Source organism: Geotalea daltonii FRC-32 (genome assembly GCF_000022265.1).
Taxonomy (GTDB): domain Bacteria; phylum Desulfobacterota; class Desulfuromonadia; order Geobacterales; family Geobacteraceae; genus Geotalea; species Geotalea daltonii.
Genome location: NC_011979.1, coordinates 1,772,715 through 1,789,139 on the forward strand (window position 1 = coordinate 1,772,715; position 16,425 = coordinate 1,789,139).

The following is a 16,425-nucleotide window of genomic DNA, read 5'->3' on the forward strand; positions in this document are numbered from 1 at the left end:
CTTCAGACTCCCAGGGTAAAGAAAATGGTGGTGCCTTCATTAAGCCGGGACTCTGCCCAGATCTTTCCCTGGTGTTTTTCAATGATTCGCTGCACGGTGGCAAGGCCGATTCCGGTTCCCTCGAATTCGGTGGGATGGTGCAGACGGGAAAAAGGTTTGAACAGGTTGCTTGCATAGGCCATGTCGAACCCGGCCCCGTTGTCTCTGACAAAGTAGATATTCTCCCCCCCTCTTTTTTCCTGTCCGACGCTGATCACCGACTCAGGTTTTTTCGACGAATATTTAAGCGCATTGCCGAGAAGGTTATGCATGCAGAGGGTGAGCAGCTTCCTATCACCCTGGACGATGGTTTCCGGCCTGTTGTCGAAGTGTATGGTGCGGCTGCCGTACTCCTCCATCAGGTCGATCATCACCTGCTGGGAGAGATAGGCCAGATTCACTGCTTCCAGGGAGATCTCAGTTTTGGTCAGTCTGTACATCATCAATAAGGCATCGACTGCAGCCTTCAACTGCTGTGTGGAATAGCCAAGCCTCTCCATGTAATACGGAATGTCCAGGTAATCCCGGGTCTCGATACATTCGGAAACAGCTTGGTGGAACCCTTCCAGTCGGGCGATTGGAGCTCTCAATTCATGGGAAATGGCATGGCAGAAAGCTTCCATTTCCCTATTGGACTGCTCAAGGTTCCACGTTCTTTCTTTTACCCGTTGTTCCAGTTCGGCATTGTGCGTTTCAATTTGCTTTTCATATCTTTTCTGATCAGTCACATTACGGGAGACGCCGAAGGTTGAGTTTATATTTCCCTGGTCATCGTGCAACGGACCTTTGGTGGTGAGGAAAAAGGCAGTTTCTCCATTCCTGTCGACGAGGGTTTCCACGAAATTTATGGGATTGCCGCTCTTGATGGCCAGAAGATCGTTCCTGCGAAAAATCTCAGCCGTTTCAGGAGGGAAAATGGCAGAATCGTCACGGCCGACGATCTCCTCTGCGTATTTGCCTGTCATTAGCGCGGCTGCTGTGTTAACCATCAGGTAACGCCCTTCGAGATCCTTTATGTAAACCCCATCGCAGTTGCTTTCGATTATGGAGTTAAGAAGTTCCCTGCTCTCCCGGAGCTGCTTCTGATGTTCTTTGAGCTCTCTTTCCATGGTAATTCCCGCAATGGCATTTTCCATGGTGGCAAAAAGCTTCATCTTATCGACCGGTTTCAGGATGTACCGGTTTATTCCCAGCTCGATCGCCCTGATGAGATGGCGGGTATCGCTGTGAGCAGATATTATTATGATGACGGCGCCGGGATGCAGTACCTTGATCTTCTCCGCCATGCCGATGCCGTCCAACCGGGGCATGTGGATGTCGGTGAGAACCAAATCCGGATTTTGTTCCATGCACAATTTAAAGCCTTCCTCACCATTTTCCGCTGTCAAAAGCTCGCTTTCAGGGAACCTGATGGCGAGCATTGTCGACAACAGGTCTCTTGAGAGCGGGTCATCCTCAACATAAAGAATTTTTATTCCCTTGCCGTAATTAGCCGATTGCCCCATCTTCATACCTCAATTCTGAATTCTGCGCCTTCACCGGTGTTGCGGGCTGTCAGCATTCCTTTCATATTGTTTTCGATAATTGTTTTAGCCATATGGAGTCCGATGCCCGTACCCTTGTCTGGGCCTTTAGTGGTGAAATAAGGATCGAATATTTTCGGCAGGAAGTCGTCCGGTATTCCTCCTGCGTTATCGGTAATTGTCACGACCGTTCTGCTGCCGTTCATGCCAAGTCTGATGATTATGCGAGGCTGTGCAATATCGTTGCGTTGGAGAAAAGCATCCCTGGCATTGATCAGTATGTTGAGGAGGATCTGGGAGTATTCGTTAAGATATCCGTTTACCAGTGGATCATCCTCTGCTCTTATCTCCAAGGTTATCCCCAGGTCGTTGAAACTGGCTTCAACCAGCGACCGGGTTTTTGCCACTACTTCGGCCAGTTTGAATGTGGTTCTGCACTTTTCCGGTTTGAAGAAATTTCTGAAGTCGTCGATGGTCTGGGACATATGATTGACAATGCTCATACCTGTATTTACATTATCTTCCAAGAATATGGTATCCAGTTTGCCCGCCGTATGAAATAACGGCAGCCTTTGGAGCAGGAGCGCCAGCGAGTTGAGAGGTTGGCGCCATTGATGGGCAATGTTGCCGATCATTTCGCCCATGGCAGCATGCCGGTTCTGTTCCATGAGCATACGTTCCCTCTGGTGAAGCTTTTCCATGGTTTTCAGCCGTTCATCGCTTTCCTGGGCAAGTTTGTGTTCCGTCTCCAGCCGGCGGCAGGCCAGATCCACATTTTCCAGGGCAAATGAAATATTAACTGCCATCTGCTGCAGCAAGCAGATCAGCTGTCTGTTGAAATAGCCCGGCTCCTCCGCATAGAGGGTGAAAGCGCCGATGACATTTCCATTCAGTTTAAGAGGAAGGGCGGCTGCAGAACCAAATCCCCTTTTTGCCGATTCATTGCGCCATGGCTGCAAAGCTTCTTTGGCAATGTCGTCGCAAATCCATAATACCTCATTTCTTATGGCGGAACAGGTCGCAGGCATTTCAATCGGTTGTTCCTGTGAAAAAACAGGAATCAGGTCCAGGAAACCTTGGTCAAATCCGCTCCATGCCTGTGGTCCGATAATGCCGTTTTCATCCAGAAGCCCGATCCAGGCAAGCTTGAAACCGCCATGTTCAATTGCGATCCGGCAAATCTCCTGAAACAGCGAATCACGATGGGTGGTGTGGACAATGGTCTGGGTAGTTTCACTCATTACTGCATAAAGGCGGTTCAAATGCAACAGCTGCTGCTCGGTCTTTTTCCGTTCATCAACTTCTTCCAGTAGGGAACTCACCATCCGGGCAAGCTCTCCGGTACGCTCAGCTACGCGGCATTCCAGCTGTTCATTGATCCTGAGCAGGTTTTCCTCTGCCATCTTGCGTTCGGAAATGTCGGCCCAGTAGATGGAAATGCCTTCTGGATTCGGGAAAACTCTCACATCGAACCAGGTGTTCGGTGGGCCCCATGACACCTCGGTATGCCTGAATACTCGCTGGGTCATGGTCTTGCGATAATCCGTTTCCAGCCTGGTGTTGATCAGCTCGGGAAAAACCTCCCATAGATTGCGACCCAGAAGCTCATCCTGTTCATAAGGGCTGTTTAGTGCGGCGCGCTGGTTGGCATAGGTGATCTGCCATTGATAATTGACGGACAGAAAGCCGTCGCTGATATTTGCCAGGATGTCTGAAAGTCTGGCCTGGGAGCGGAAGATCTCGTCTTTCCACCGTTTACGTTTGGCAATGTCTTCAGCGATAAAGGTGAACCTTGGGTGGTCACGATCGGCCGAACCAATCGAGGCGATGACGACCGAAAGCGGGCGCTTGCTTCCCGCGACCGCATGCTCGTACTCAAAACTGACTGGCAAACCCTCCTTTAGGCAATGGTTGCACTGGGCAGCCCAGAAGGCATTGGCATCAGTTGCCATGCCAAGGAGTGGCTCAGGCTGATTGCAGCATTCGAGCGCAAAGCATCGGACCGCTGCGTTGTTGACATCTATGGCAAGGACCACCTGCTTCGCGACTTCTATTACTCCTATAAGGAAGGGGGAATTGCCATAGATGTTGTGCAGGATGACTGTTTTCTCATGCAGTTCTTCTTCCACCCGCTTATGCTCAATTTGCACCCTGGTATCGGCCATAAAATTTTCTCCAGACGCAAAAGATGAAAGTGACAACCGGGTGGATGTGAGAGCGCGGTGCCCGGGCGGGGTATAATTATAGTGAGTAAATTAACTAACATGAATTTGGTGTATCTGGCTATAAAAAATTGAAAATTTGCTGAGGCTGGGGAACAGGTGGGGGGGAGGGCAACGAGGCTAATACTGCTTGACATGAAAGAACAGCCGGTCTAATGTTTTTCCACCACGAAGAGACGGATAACTTCAATGGAATAATTTGCAAACAGGGCATCAATGCATAGCTGCCCGGTTCCAGCCTGCCCGTAAGTGCCTGCCATTATTTCACGGAATCCATGCAGTAAAGAAATAGCCAACCCACACAGTTGAAATTTACAGGAGGTAAATCATGAAGCAATCTTTGGGGGCCAAGACCCTGCTATTTCCTACGCCGGTACTGATGGTAGGAACTTATGACCACGAAGGCAAGCCCAATATCATGAATGCAGCCTGGGGAGGTATCTGCTGTTCCCAGCCTCCCTGCATTGCTGTTTCCCTGCGCAAGGCGACACATACCTATGCCGCCATCGTGGAACGAAAGGCCTTTACTGTCGGCATAGTGTCGGAAAATCAGGTGAAACAAGCGGATTATATGGGCGTTGTCTCTGGGCGGGATGTGGACAAATTTGCGGTCGCCGGCCTGACCGCTGTGAAAAGCGATCTGGTTGACGCCCCCTATGCGGCAGAGTTTCCCTTTGTTCTGGAATGCCGCCTGCTGCATACTCTTGAGATTGGCTTGCACACCCAGTTCGTGGGAGAAATCATGGATGTAAAGGCAGATGCCGATGTGTTGGGTGCGGATGGTTTGCCGGACATATTAAAGCTGAAACCCCTGGTCTACGATACGGGTCATCGGGGCTACTACGGCATCGGATCGCTGCTCGGTCAGGCATTTTCCATTGGCAGGGAGCTGGTGGAATAAGGCGGGGACGGGAATCACCGTTAAATCAAACTAAAAGGAGAAACACCATGCCGTTTATCAGAATAGATATAGCCTCAAAATTGTCCAAGGAGCAGAAGGCGCTATTGGCCGAAAAAATTACCGAAGCAGTCGGTTCGGTGACCCAGGCTCCAGCCCACGTTACCTATGTGATAATCAATGAGCTTGAGCATGAAGATATCGCCGTGGGGGGCAAGCTTCTGACGGACCGGGCTTAAATGGCTGTTGTATTAAAATGGCAATAAAAAAAGGGGCAGCGTCGGCTGCCCCTTTTTTGTTGCCCGACCGAATTCTTTAGCCGAGAATCTGTTTCAAGTCCCCTTCGGCTGTGCCGATCGGGGCTATATTGAAGTTCTCAACCAGGAAGTTGAGCACGTTCGGGGTGATGAAAGCTGGAAGGCTCGGTCCCAGCTTGATGTTCTTGATACCCAGGTGGAGCAGGGTGAGGAGAATTGCTACAGCTTTCTGCTCGTACCAGGAGAGGATCATGGACAGCGGCAGGTCGTTGACGCCGCAATTGAAGGCACCGGCTAAAGCCACGGCAATCTGGATCGCCGAGTAGGCGTCATTGCACTGGCCGATGTCGAGAAGGCGCGGTATGCCGCCGATGTCGCCGAAATCCAGCTTGTTGAAGCGGTACTTGCCGCAGGCCAAAGTGAGGATGACGCAGTCCTTGGGCACCTTCTCGGCAAATTCGGTATAGTAGTTACGTCCGGATTTGGCGCCGTCGCAGCCGCCGATGAGGAAGAAGTGGCGGATCTGGCCGGCCTTGACCGCATCGATGACCTTGTCTGCCACACCGAGGACGGCATTGTGGCCGAAGCCGGTGAGGATCTCCTTGCCCGGGTTCTCTTCAAAACCCGGCAGTTCCTGAGCCTTCCTGATTACCGCAGAAAAATCATAGCCATCCAGATGTTTCACATCGGGCCATTGCACCAGTCCCCAGGTGAAGAGCCGATCCTTATAGCTGTCTGCGGGACGCTGGATGCAGTTGGTATTGAAGATGATGGCGCCGGGGAAGTTGACAAACTCCTTGGCCTGATCCTGCCATGCACCGCCGAAATTGCCCGCCAGATGAGCGTACTTTTTCAGCCCCGGGTAGCCGTGGGCGGGGAGCATTTCGCCGTGGGTGTAGACGTTGACGCCTGTACCCACGGTCTGCTTCAAAAGCTCCTCAAGCATGCGCAGGTCATGTCCGGAAACGAGTATTGCCTTGCCCGCTTTGGTCCCAAGCTGCACCGGGGTCGGAACCGGATGACCGAAGCTGTCGGTGTTGGCTTTGTTGAGCAGCTCCATGGTTACAAGGTTGATTCGCCCGCATTCCATGGCCAGCCCGACGAAATCCATGAGGCCGAGGCTCTTGTCCAGGGTGGCGGCAAGGGCCTTGTGGGTATAGGCGTAAATCTCGTCGTTTTCCAGACCGATGACCAGGGCGTGGTGGGCATAGGCGGCATAGCCTTTCATGCCGTAGATGATGATTTCCTGAACCGATTTCACATCGGGATCGATGCTGTCATCCTTGACTCCGTGCTGCGCCCCAAGAGTGACAAGTTCGGCAGTCGTGCCGGGATTGAACGCCTGGGCTGCAGCCGGTACAGCGCCGCCATATGCACCGCCATTGGCCTTTTCAAAAATATTTTGCGCCTTGACGCGCATTTGGGCAGCGGTGCGGACCAGCTTGGCAATCTCTTCGGCGCTGAAATCCACGTTGGTGACGGTGGTAAACAGGCCGTCCAACATGAAGCGGTCGATCTCCTGATCTTTGATCCCTTTCTGCCGGGCCTTGTCGGCCCAGAAGGCGATCCCTTTCATGGCAAAAACGAGCTGGTCCTGAAGGGCCGCCACATCCGGCTGTTTTCCACAAACGCCTACCCTGCTGCAGCCGCCGTTGGCGGTCTGTTCACACTGGTAACAAAACATTTCTGACATTTTTCTTCTCCTTTATATGTTGTTTTTGTTCTACACAAGCCGAAAACCTGCAGAATCCTTTTCATCGGTTCACTCTTTTTCTCTTTAATTAGCCTTCGATGGAGCAACATTATCCTTTTCGGCCAAGCAAAGCTTTGACAAAAGTCAATAAAGTGAAGATGCAAACACCAAGGATAACTGCTGCTTTGCACTGGTGCTTTCCCATTGTACTAAACCCCTGGGCACGGAAATCACCTTCCGCAATTATCAAAATCAGAATTAGTGGATGAGGGGTAAAATTAGAGCATTTAAATTGACAAATAACAGATTAGGTGATAGTTGTGCGCTACATGATTTTTATTTAATTCTAAGGCAATAATTATACCATCCTCGTCAGACTCGTCGCACGGCTTCACTGGAAACTTCCATCCAATGGGCCTCTAATTTTAGGATCCATGCCTTCGCAAATAAAATCATTTTCAGTTGGGAGGACCATATGCCACGGTCTAGTAAAGTGGAATCCAGTCATCGCTTTATCTGGTTGCGGGGGGCACTGCTTGCTCTGTTGACACTTTTGGCAGTGATGCCGGGCGGAGCTATTGGCGGTGAAGGGATCTGGAACCCGGCTGCTTCACTGGCAACCTCACGCTACCAGCACACGGCAACTCTACTTCCCAATGGCAAGATCCTGGTGGCTGGGGGCTATCGATCTTCCTGGCCTTATGCTGTTGCCTCAGCAGAATTGTACGACCCTGTCACCAACAGGTGGAGCCCGGCGGGCTCCATGTCCATAGAACGCCGCTATCACACTGCCACGCTCCTGCCGAACGGAAAGGTCCTCGTCGTCGGCGGAAATGATAACACCAACACCCACTCCACCGCCGAGTTGTACGATCCTGCCACGAATAGCTGGAGCGCTGCGGCCTCCATGTCTTCCATACGTCAGATGCATACAGCCACTCTGCTTGCCGATGGCAAAATTCTGGTTGTTGGCGGTCATGGCAATGGAGATCTGTCCAGTGCCGAAATCTACGATCCGGCAGCTAATAGCTGGAGCGCCGCCGGATCACTCGCCACTGCGCGCCGCGTTCACACCGCAACGCTGCTCCCCAACGGCAAGGTGCTGGTGGCGGGTGGTGGCAATAACAGTACCCAGTTTTACAATGCAGAGCTTTACGACCCTGCTACGAACAGCTGGAGTTCTGCCGGTTCACTGGCGACTGCACGCGCCGACCACACAGCAATGCTCCTCCCAAACGGCAAGGTACTAGTGGCGGGTGGCTATGCCAGTCTCGGCGACCAGTTCCTCAGCAGCAGCGAGATCTATGATCCGGGCACCAACAGTTGGAGTGCCGGCGGAACATTGGCAACCGGAAGAGCCTATCATACCGCTACCCTGCTTCCCAACGGAAGACTGCTGGTGACCGGAGGACATAATTACACCAATTTCCATATCAGTAATGCCGAGCAGTATGATCCAGCCAGCAACAGCTGGAGTGCAGCCGGCTCCCTGGCAACGCCACGCTATCAGCATACGGCAACTTTGCTTGCCAGTGGCAAGGTGATCACGGTGGGAGGAACGTCGACCAGCGGAGAAATCGCCAGCGCAGAATCATACGATTCATCTGTCGCCGGCTGGACGCCCGCCAATTCGTTGGCGACAGGACGACTCGGCCATTCTGCAACACCCATGACAAACGGCATGGTCCTGGTGGCGGGGGGAGAGCAGTCTGGCAGCGTATTTGCGACAGTCGAGCTGTATAATCCGGGGAACAACAGCTGGACAGCCGCCGCTTCCATGGCAAATCCCCGCTCCGGTCATCGTGCAATTCTCCTTCCCAACGGCAAGGTTCTGGTTGTCGGAGGACGCAGCAACCCAAACAGCGGTTATCTATCCAGTGCCGAGCTCTATGACCCTGCCACCAGCAGCTGGGGCGGAGCAGGAAGCATGGCTGTTGCCCGTTCGTTGTCCACGGTGACCCTTCTTGCCAACGGTAAGGTGCTGGTCGCCGGGGGGGGCAATGATGCCGATGAACCGCCAACGGCGGCAGAATTGTATGACCCGGCTACCAACAGCTGGAGTCCGGCAGGTTCGCTGGTGTTGGGCCGCTACAACCATACCGCCACGCTGCTTCCATCCGGCAAGGTAATGATAGCAGCGGGGAACTGGGAATACGTTCCCACAAGCGAGTATGCCTCTCTGTCCAGTGTCGAGATCTACGATCCGGTCATCAACCAGTGGAGCACTGCCGGCACCATGGCAACGTCACGTGCTCGTCATTCCGCAACGCTTTTGCCAACCGGCAAGGTCCTCATTGCCGGGGGTACCCATTACCAGGGAGGGTATTTCTACGACCAGACAAGTTCCGAACTCTACGACCCGGCCACCGATACCTGGAGTGCCGCAGGTTCCCTGTCTGTTGCGCGCATAGATCATACTGCGACGCTGCTCTCTGACGGCACCATTCTTGCCGTGGGAGGGTACGGCAGCGACGTGGGTGAATACCTCGCCAGTACCGAGTCTTTCGATCCGGCCAGCAACAGCTGGAAAGCTGCTGGTTCCCTGGCGTCAGGCCGTGCAGGCAACTCGGCGACACTGCTGCCGAATGGTTCGGTGCTGATCACCGGGGGGGTCGGTTTCGTCGGCATGGGCAACGGCGTTCTTGCCAGTGCCGAGATTTTTAACCGGGGCCTCGGTTTCACCGAGAGCCGCCGTCCGGTCATCTCCGGCATCAGCAATAATTCCGGCAATCTCCTCTTTACCGGCATCGGCTTCCGTGGCGACTCTGAAGGCTCTGGTGGCTCCACCAGCAGCTCGCCAAGCGATTATCCGCTGGTGCAGCTGCAGCGGGTCCAGGAGGGGCAGCAGGCCTTTGTGCTCATAAATCCTGCCACCAACTGGTCGGCAACTTCAGTTGCCATCAACGGTGGAGCCATTTCCCACCTGGTGAACGGCACCTATCTGGCAACTGTCCATGTCAACGGTGTCCCCAGCGTCGCGTCCTTCTTGTCCCTCAGTCTTGACCCGAACACATCGGTCACCCCGGCCGGGCTAATCATGGGTAATGTTTATGTGGGGGAAACGGCGATAAATACAGTTACCCTGTCCAATACCGGGACACGGGAACTGCGGATAGCCTCTACCGTCATAACTGGCGCCGATGCCGGCATGTTCGCCAGGGGGGCAGGGGGGACCTGCGGCGCAACATTGGCCATTGGCGCCACCTGCACCATGGAAATAGCTTTCACCCCGCCGGTCGCCGGCAGCAGGACCGCTTCTCTGGAGGTGATATCCGATAATCCCACAGGGATTAGGGTTTCCCTCACCGGTACCGGAATTCTGCCCCAGTACCTTCTTACCCTCAGCATGAACGGCACCGGTTCCGGCACGGTCAGCGGCACGACCTCGACCGATCCACCAATCTTGTCATTCTCCACCAGTGCCAGCCAGTCACTGGTATCGGGAACCACGGTTACCCTTAATGCCACCCCTGCTGCAGGTGCGGCATTCACCGGCTGGAGCGGTGACTGTACCGGTACCGGCTCCTGCAACCTGACCATGAGCGAGGCAAAGAGCATCACTGCAACTTTCACCCTTGACAGTACCCCCTCCGTCACCACCGCCAATCCTGCAGGGGGGAGCTATTCCTCGACCCAACTGGTAGCACTGACCAGCAATGAACCGGCAACCATCTACTATACCATCGACGGTTCCGAGCCGACTACCGGGTCTACCGTCTACTCCGGGCCGATCACCATCTCCAGTTCAGCCACCCTCAAGTATTTCGCCATCGATGGAGCGGGAAATCGGGAAACAACCCAATCCCAGACCTATCAGATTTCCGGTCAAAGCTCCGGCTGGTCGGTCAGAGCGTCACTCCCCTATGGGCTGTCACGCGCCTTTTCCGCGGTGGCAGACGGCAAGATCTTTATTCTCGGGGGGACGCCGGCCACCGCATCGATCATCAGTTTCGACCCTGCTGCAAGCAGCTGGAGCACGCGGCCTTCGTTGACCACTCCCGTTTTCGGCGGCGCAGCGGTAGCACGGGGATCGACCATATACCTCATGGGCGGCTTGGATGGGCAGTTCAACTACCTGAACAGCGTTATCGCCTACGACACCATTAATGGAACAAGTACCCCGGTGGGTTCGCTCATCTATTCGCGGGCCCGGATGAATGCCGTGCTGTTCAACAACAAGATCTACGTGGTAGGCGGCAGCAATGCGGAAACCACCATTGAGGAATATGACCTGGCCGGCAACTCCAGCAGGGTGGCGGGAACCCTGCCGGAGCCGACCCTTCTTGCCGGGGTGGCGGCATACGGGGACAGGATCATCATTGCCGGAGGGGGGACGGGCAATACCAAGACCTGGTCCTTCGATCCGGCAACCGGGAGCTTCACCGTTCTTGCCTCCCTCCCTTCAACCGCCGAAGCGCGGAATCTCATCGTCAACAATGACCGGTTATACCTGGTGGAGAGCTGGGGCTATGACAACATCAATCATATCTATGAATACAACATCAGCGCCAACACCTGGAGCATAGCCACCAGTGTCCCGACCTTCCGTAATGTCCCCATGGTGGAGGCGCTGAATGGCCTCCTCTATGTCATGGGGGGAGACGACGCAACCGGCTCCAAGGCCAACGAGGCATGGACCTTGAGCAGCGGCTGGACAGTCAACAGTGTCAACCCTTACCGGTCCGACATGATCGACTGGCCAGCCTCACAGCATGGAACGGTTACCGCCGGAACCAACATCAAAATAGGGTCCCTCTATTACTACGTCACCGAATCGGATGTGCCAAGCTGGAGCGGGTCGGGCTATGTCAGGGCTGCTCTTTCCGATTGCGACCAGATTACCGGGCTTCCGATCGGTCCCGCCAACATGATTGGTTCCCAGGGAAGACCGATAACCTATGATACCAATCCCCCGTCAGTAACAGCGACTCCTGCAGGCGGCACCTATGCGGGGCCGCTGACCGTCACCCTGACCACCGACAAACCAGGGACCATCTATTACACCACCGACGGTACTGAGCCGACCTCTTATTCACCCGCTTACTCCGGGCCTCTGTACATTACCGCATCCACCACGCTCAAATTTTTCGCCCGCGATGCTGTGAATAGCGAACCGGTCCAGACGCAAGTTTATTCAATTACTTTGGCAGAGCAGGGTATCATCAACACTGTGGCTGGGAACGGCGTGGCGGGATTTACCGGAGACGGGGGCATCGCTGTCGGATCATCCCTGAACTACCCGGAAGATGCTGCTGTCGATCTCGATGGCAATATATATATCGCGGACTCTGCAAATAATCGCATCAGAAGAGTGGATAAGGCCAGCGGGAGCATCGCCACCATAGCAGGAAACGGCCTTGCAGAATTCAGCGGCGACGGAGGACCCGCTTACATGGCCGGACTTAACCGGCCATTCGCCGTAGCATTGGACACCAGCGGAAACATCTACATAAGCGACAACCTGAATTACCGGGTCAGGAAAATAGACTTGGCTTCCTTTATCATAACCACGGTTGCCGGTAACGGGACCAGCGGTGCTACCGGCGACGGGGGGCTCGCTACTGCTGCATCCCTGGGGGATATACGCGGCCTGGCCGTTGACACGGCAGGGAATATCTACATTGCCGATAGCGGAAGCAACGGCATCAGGAAAGTAGAAAAGACAACCGGCATCATTACCACCATAGCTACCGGCAATCATCCGGAAGGTGTCACCCTGGACAGGGCCGGTAACCTGTATTATGCGGAAACGTGGGGCAACGTAATTGTCAGAATAGACAAGGCAACATCAACAAAAAGCATCGTGGCGGGTAATGGTATGGGCGGTTATTCGGGTGATGGGGGCCCAGCTACCCAGGCGAGCCTTTATGCTCCCCACCGCATCGTCCTGGATGGCAATGGAAATATCTATATAAGCGATACATTCAACCATCGTATCCGAAAGGTGAACAGTGCAACGGGACTTATATCAACCCTGGCCGGAACAGGGACAGCCGGTTATTCGGGAGACGGAGGTGCCGCCACTGCTGCCATGATTGCCAGTCCGCGAGGCATTTCCATTGGCTCAAACGGCACCATCTTTTTTGCCGATTCATCCAGCCGTGTGCGCACAATATCAGGCGGAACAAGCGACACCAACCCCCCGGACACCACAGCCACGCCGCCCGGTGGCACATACCAGGCACCCCAATGGGTTACCCTGAGCGCCAACGAACCGGCAACCATTTATTACACAGTTGACGGCACGTTCCCGACCCCCGCCTCACCGGTCTATGGCGGGCCGATTTACGTTGGAAGCTCGATGACCCTGCAATATTTTGCCAGGGATGCAGCCGGAAACCAGGAGCCGGTAAAGAGCGAATACTTCACCATCAAGCAAGATCAGTACATCAGCTTTCCAGTAATCGATGCCAGGACTTACGGCGATGCGCCATTCACCCTTGGCGCCACGGCCAGCAGCGGGCTGGCTATCAGCTACACCAGCGACAACCTGGCCGTGGCCACGGTCAGTGACAATACCATCACTATTGTCGGTGCCGGTACCGTAAACATCACGGCAACACAGTGGGGAGATTACTATTACAACTCCGCTTCGCCTGTAATACAAACCTTGACAGTCTACAAGTCACCGGCAACTGTAGCCCTTGGCAATCTCAGCGCCACCTATGACGGCACTGCAAAAACAGTTTCGGCGACAACAAGCCCCTCCGGGCTGTCAGTGACCTTTACCTATAACGGTGCCGGCACCGTTCCCGTTGCAGCCGGCACCTATGCCGTCGTCGGCGCCATCAGTAGCGCCAACTACCAAGGGAGTGCCACCGGGACCATGATTATTGCCCCGGCGGCAACAAGCATCAGCATTAGTCAATCAAGTCCCAACCCTTCCACCTATGGCCAGCCGGTTACCATATCGGCAACGGTTGCTCCGGTGGGGGCTAGCGGCAAGGTGCGGTTCAGCAATGGTATCGGATGGGCAGAGGAGGTCGATGTCAATCCTGCCAGCGGCAGTGCATCACTATCCGCCGCGATGATACCGGCGGGAGTGAATACCATAACAGCCCAGTACACGGGTGACAACAATCATCTCCAGAGTCCGGTTTCCACCGGAGTGACTCAGATCGTCAACAAAGCTAACCAGACCATCAGCTTTGCGGCCATAGCAAGCAAAATTGCCGGTGGCCCGGAGTTCACCCTCAACGCAACAGCAACCAGCACACTGCCGGTCAGCTTCATCAGCAGCGACCCGGCAGTTGCCCAGGTAAGCGGCAACACAGTGACAATCGCTGGTCCCGGCACGGTCACCATCATTGCCAGTCAGTGGGGGGACAGCAACTACAATGCGGCGAATGCGGTTACCCAATCTTTTACCGTGCTTCCTGTGGAGCAGGGCATCAAGCTGATTGACAATGGGGCCGACTCATATTTCACCACATTCTCAGCTGCCTACAACGGCATAACAAGCGGCATCGGCACTTCAATCCGGTTGCCGATAACCACGCTGACCGAAATCCTTGTGTTCGACAAAAATCATGAGCTGATTATTCTGGGGGGATATGATCCGATTGGGGGAACGTATTCTGGTGTAACAACAATCCAAGGGAGTATCACGATTCAGAATGGGACAGTTATCATCGCTGAGCCATTAAGCATAAGTTGAAGGTCAACCTGCAGAGAGCCATCCCCGAGCCCTTTGACGAAATGAACTTTTAATTCAGGCAGAAGATTTAGAAAAACATGATGAGGAGGCTGATGTGCAAGGCTTTGAGAGCGAGGAGGGGAAACGTAAATCGCAAGCTTTATGAATTCTTCTTTTGAACATTAAATATAAAAAAGATAAGGCCATCCATTTAGAGGATGGCCTTATTTGTTTGTTCAATTTCTTTGCCAAATTTTGGAATGAATAAGGGGTAGACGGCACTTGGCAGGACAAGCTGTCACTTTTCGCCCTATTATGGTTCAAGTGATAGTAGTAGGTAAGTAAAGATTTTAAAATGGCGGGCGGCATGGGATTCGAACCCACGACCCCAGGCTTCGGAGGCCTGTACTCTATCCAACTGAGCTAACCGCCCGTGAATTTTTACTTTTACACTATTTTTATCCATAACTCAAGGTTTATTCTCCGGATGTCAAGCCTGCGGCCTGTCCTTTTTGTTCAGAATTTGCTAGTATCAATCGGGTAAAAAGGAGGCTGCCGTGATCAGCAAAATAGCTCTTTTTCTTCTTCTGACGGTAACCGTCTGTTTGAGTGCCACGCCGTCGTCCGCTGCCATAGACGGCAGCCCTGCCGGGTACTCCAGAAGCTATGCTATCGAAAAGCTGGCTGAAAATGTTTTTGCTGCCATTGCTCAACCCAGGGGAAAGGCCGCAAGTAACGCCGTTATTGTTGTTACCGGCACACATGTTATCCTCATCGGGTCCCATTTCGTGCCGGATGGCATCACTGAACTGATGGAAGAGGTCGGCAAAATAACCTCTGCACCGCTGACCACTGTAATCCTCACCCACCACCATCGAGGTTACAATTATGTTGACTATGATTTCCCTCCCGACATTGAGATCATCACTTCATGGCAGACATGGCAGACCCTGAAGGAAGGGTATCGGGAGCTGAAGAATTCGATCATGTTTTTTGACAAGAGCCTTACCCTGCGGCACGGCAAAAGCGTCATCGTTGCCAGCAATCTGGGACGCGGCCATGGGGACGGAGATGTGATAGTCTATCTGCCGGAGGAAAAGGTGCTGTTCACTTCAGACCTTTTTTTCAATGACGTGATCGGTTACATGGGGGATGGTTATCTGCGGGAATGGGTGCTTAACCTGGAGATGCTGGAGGGGCTGGATGCCAGGCATGTGGTCCCTGGACTGGGAAAGGTGACGGACAGCGAGTCAATCGGAAAATTTCGTGTTTTTTTTACGGACTTTACCACGGAAGTGTTGCGCTATCTGGAAAAGAAGAAGACTCTGGAGCAGACGAAGAAGAATTTCCGTCTGCCAAAGTATGAATCTCTCCCTGGTTACAGGGAATTTTTCAATCAGAACATTGAGCGTGCCTACAGGCAGTTGAAGGAACAGTAGCTCTGTTGCTTATCGTGTCGGCGAACCGTAAACAGGAATGACAATCTCGCCCTTTTTCGGGCTGTCGGTGGTGATGGTCAGATATCCGCTCAGGATCCTATCGGTAGCTTTAGGCGTGACGGTAATCTCAATGGTAGCGGACTCACCCGATTTGAGCTGCTGTTTTTTTATTTCGGCTGTTATTTGAGGTATCTGCGCTTTTACCGATATTATTTTTAGAGGTCTGTTTCCTCTGTTGATCAGGGTTACATTCGATTTTGTGGAATTCCCTGCTTTTATCTGCCCCAGATTCAACTGCCGGGGGGTGATCTGGACTTCCTCAATGATGGTTCCGTTGAGGCTCAATGTATAGGTAGAAGCTTTCGGATCGTTTGTTTCAATGGCAATGTTTTTTGTCACTTTGCCCGTGAAGTTCGTCGAATCGAACACAATCTTGATCTCGCCGCTTTTGCCCGGTTGGATGACCGGTGATGAGACATTTGCAGCTGTGCAACCGCATGAAGGAACCACTCGCAGAATTGACAAAGGGGAGTCGCCGTTGTTTTTGATGGAAAACGTATGATGCAGCTTTTCTCCCTGGACAAGGGTGCCGAAATTGAAACTCGATTCAGGAACAACAAGTTGTGATGAGGTATGGGCTGTTGTGAAAAATAATAGCACGAGGCAGATTGTGAGAAGAGAGAGCTTTTTCATGTTATTCCCCATTTAATGTGGTTTC

The 16,425-nt window shown here is 53.4% G+C and carries 8 protein-coding genes and 1 tRNA gene; 4 read left to right on the top strand and 5 right to left on the bottom strand.

Annotation, left to right across the window (positions count from 1 at the left end):
• Nucleotides 1–2 precede the first annotated feature (2 nt).
• Together GEOB_RS19275 and GEOB_RS19280 are read right to left on the bottom strand one after the other, a co-directional pair.
• On the bottom strand, nt 3–1,544 hold the full coding sequence (locus GEOB_RS19275; RefSeq protein WP_012646700.1) for a sensor histidine kinase: 1,542 nt from the start codon (nt 1,542–1,544) through the stop codon (nt 3–5).
• A 2-nt stretch (nt 1,545–1,546) separates the two neighbouring features.
• A complete protein-coding gene (locus GEOB_RS19280; protein WP_012646701.1) occupies nt 1,547–3,727 on the bottom strand; it encodes a GAF domain-containing protein in 2,181 nt (726 codons plus the stop codon).
• 385 nt (nt 3,728–4,112) lie between these two features.
• Here GEOB_RS19280 and GEOB_RS08025 point away from each other — a divergent pair, with 385 nt between their 5' ends.
• Nucleotides 4,113–4,685 (top strand): flavin reductase family protein, encoded by a 573-nt coding sequence (locus GEOB_RS08025; RefSeq protein ID WP_012646702.1) that lies wholly within the window; start codon nt 4,113–4,115, stop codon nt 4,683–4,685.
• Nucleotides 4,686–4,732: 47 nt separating this feature from the next.
• Nucleotides 4,733–4,921, top strand: a complete 189-nt coding sequence (locus tag GEOB_RS08030; RefSeq protein WP_012646703.1) for a tautomerase family protein — start codon at nt 4,733–4,735, stop codon at nt 4,919–4,921.
• Nucleotides 4,922–4,997: 76 nt separating this feature from the next.
• Here GEOB_RS08030 and hcp read toward each other — a convergent pair whose 3' ends face one another.
• Entirely contained in the window at nt 4,998–6,632 is a 1,635-nt protein-coding gene (gene hcp, locus GEOB_RS08035; protein WP_012646704.1) for a hydroxylamine reductase, read from the bottom strand.
• 475 nt (nt 6,633–7,107) lie between these two features.
• On the opposite strand from hcp, the gene GEOB_RS08040 reads away from it, so the two are divergent.
• Nucleotides 7,108–14,289, top strand: coding sequence for a kelch repeat-containing protein (locus GEOB_RS08040; protein ID WP_012646705.1), 7,182 nt, complete (start codon nt 7,108–7,110; stop codon nt 14,287–14,289).
• Between the two features lie 335 nt (nt 14,290–14,624).
• Here the strand turns inward: GEOB_RS08040 and GEOB_RS08045 are convergent.
• Nucleotides 14,625–14,701 (bottom strand) — tRNA-Arg (locus GEOB_RS08045).
• Nucleotides 14,702–14,825: 124 nt separating this feature from the next.
• Here GEOB_RS08045 and GEOB_RS08050 point away from each other — a divergent pair.
• On the top strand, nt 14,826–15,707 hold the full coding sequence (locus tag GEOB_RS08050; protein ID WP_012646706.1) for an MBL fold metallo-hydrolase: 882 nt from the start codon (nt 14,826–14,828) through the stop codon (nt 15,705–15,707).
• A gap of 9 nt (nt 15,708–15,716) precedes the next feature.
• Here the strand turns inward: GEOB_RS08050 and GEOB_RS08055 are convergent, their stop codons facing one another.
• Complete coding sequence (locus GEOB_RS08055; RefSeq protein ID WP_012646707.1) at nt 15,717–16,400, bottom strand: DUF1573 domain-containing protein; 684 nt, start codon at nt 16,398–16,400, stop codon at nt 15,717–15,719.
• Nucleotides 16,401–16,425: the final 25 nt, after the last annotated feature.

What these genes read in the sequence shown, in the direction of transcription:
- GEOB_RS08040 (WP_012646705.1), top strand. Translation starts at nt 7,108, where the DNA reads ATGCCACGGTCTAGTAAAGTGGAATCCAGTCATCGCTTTATCTGGTTG.
- GEOB_RS08025 (WP_012646702.1), top strand. Translation starts at nt 4,113, where the DNA reads ATGAAGCAATCTTTGGGGGCCAAGACCCTGCTATTTCCTACGCCGGTA.
- GEOB_RS19280 (WP_012646701.1), bottom strand. Translation starts at nt 3,727, where the DNA reads ATGGCCGATACCAGGGTGCAAATTGAGCATAAGCGGGTGGAAGAAGAA.
- GEOB_RS19275 (WP_012646700.1), bottom strand. Translation starts at nt 1,544, where the DNA reads ATGGGGCAATCGGCTAATTACGGCAAGGGAATAAAAATTCTTTATGTT.
- hcp (WP_012646704.1), bottom strand. Translation starts at nt 6,632, where the DNA reads ATGTCAGAAATGTTTTGTTACCAGTGTGAACAGACCGCCAACGGCGGC.
- GEOB_RS08055 (WP_012646707.1), bottom strand. Translation starts at nt 16,400, where the DNA reads ATGAAAAAGCTCTCTCTTCTCACAATCTGCCTCGTGCTATTATTTTTC.
- GEOB_RS08030 (WP_012646703.1), top strand. Translation starts at nt 4,733, where the DNA reads ATGCCGTTTATCAGAATAGATATAGCCTCAAAATTGTCCAAGGAGCAG.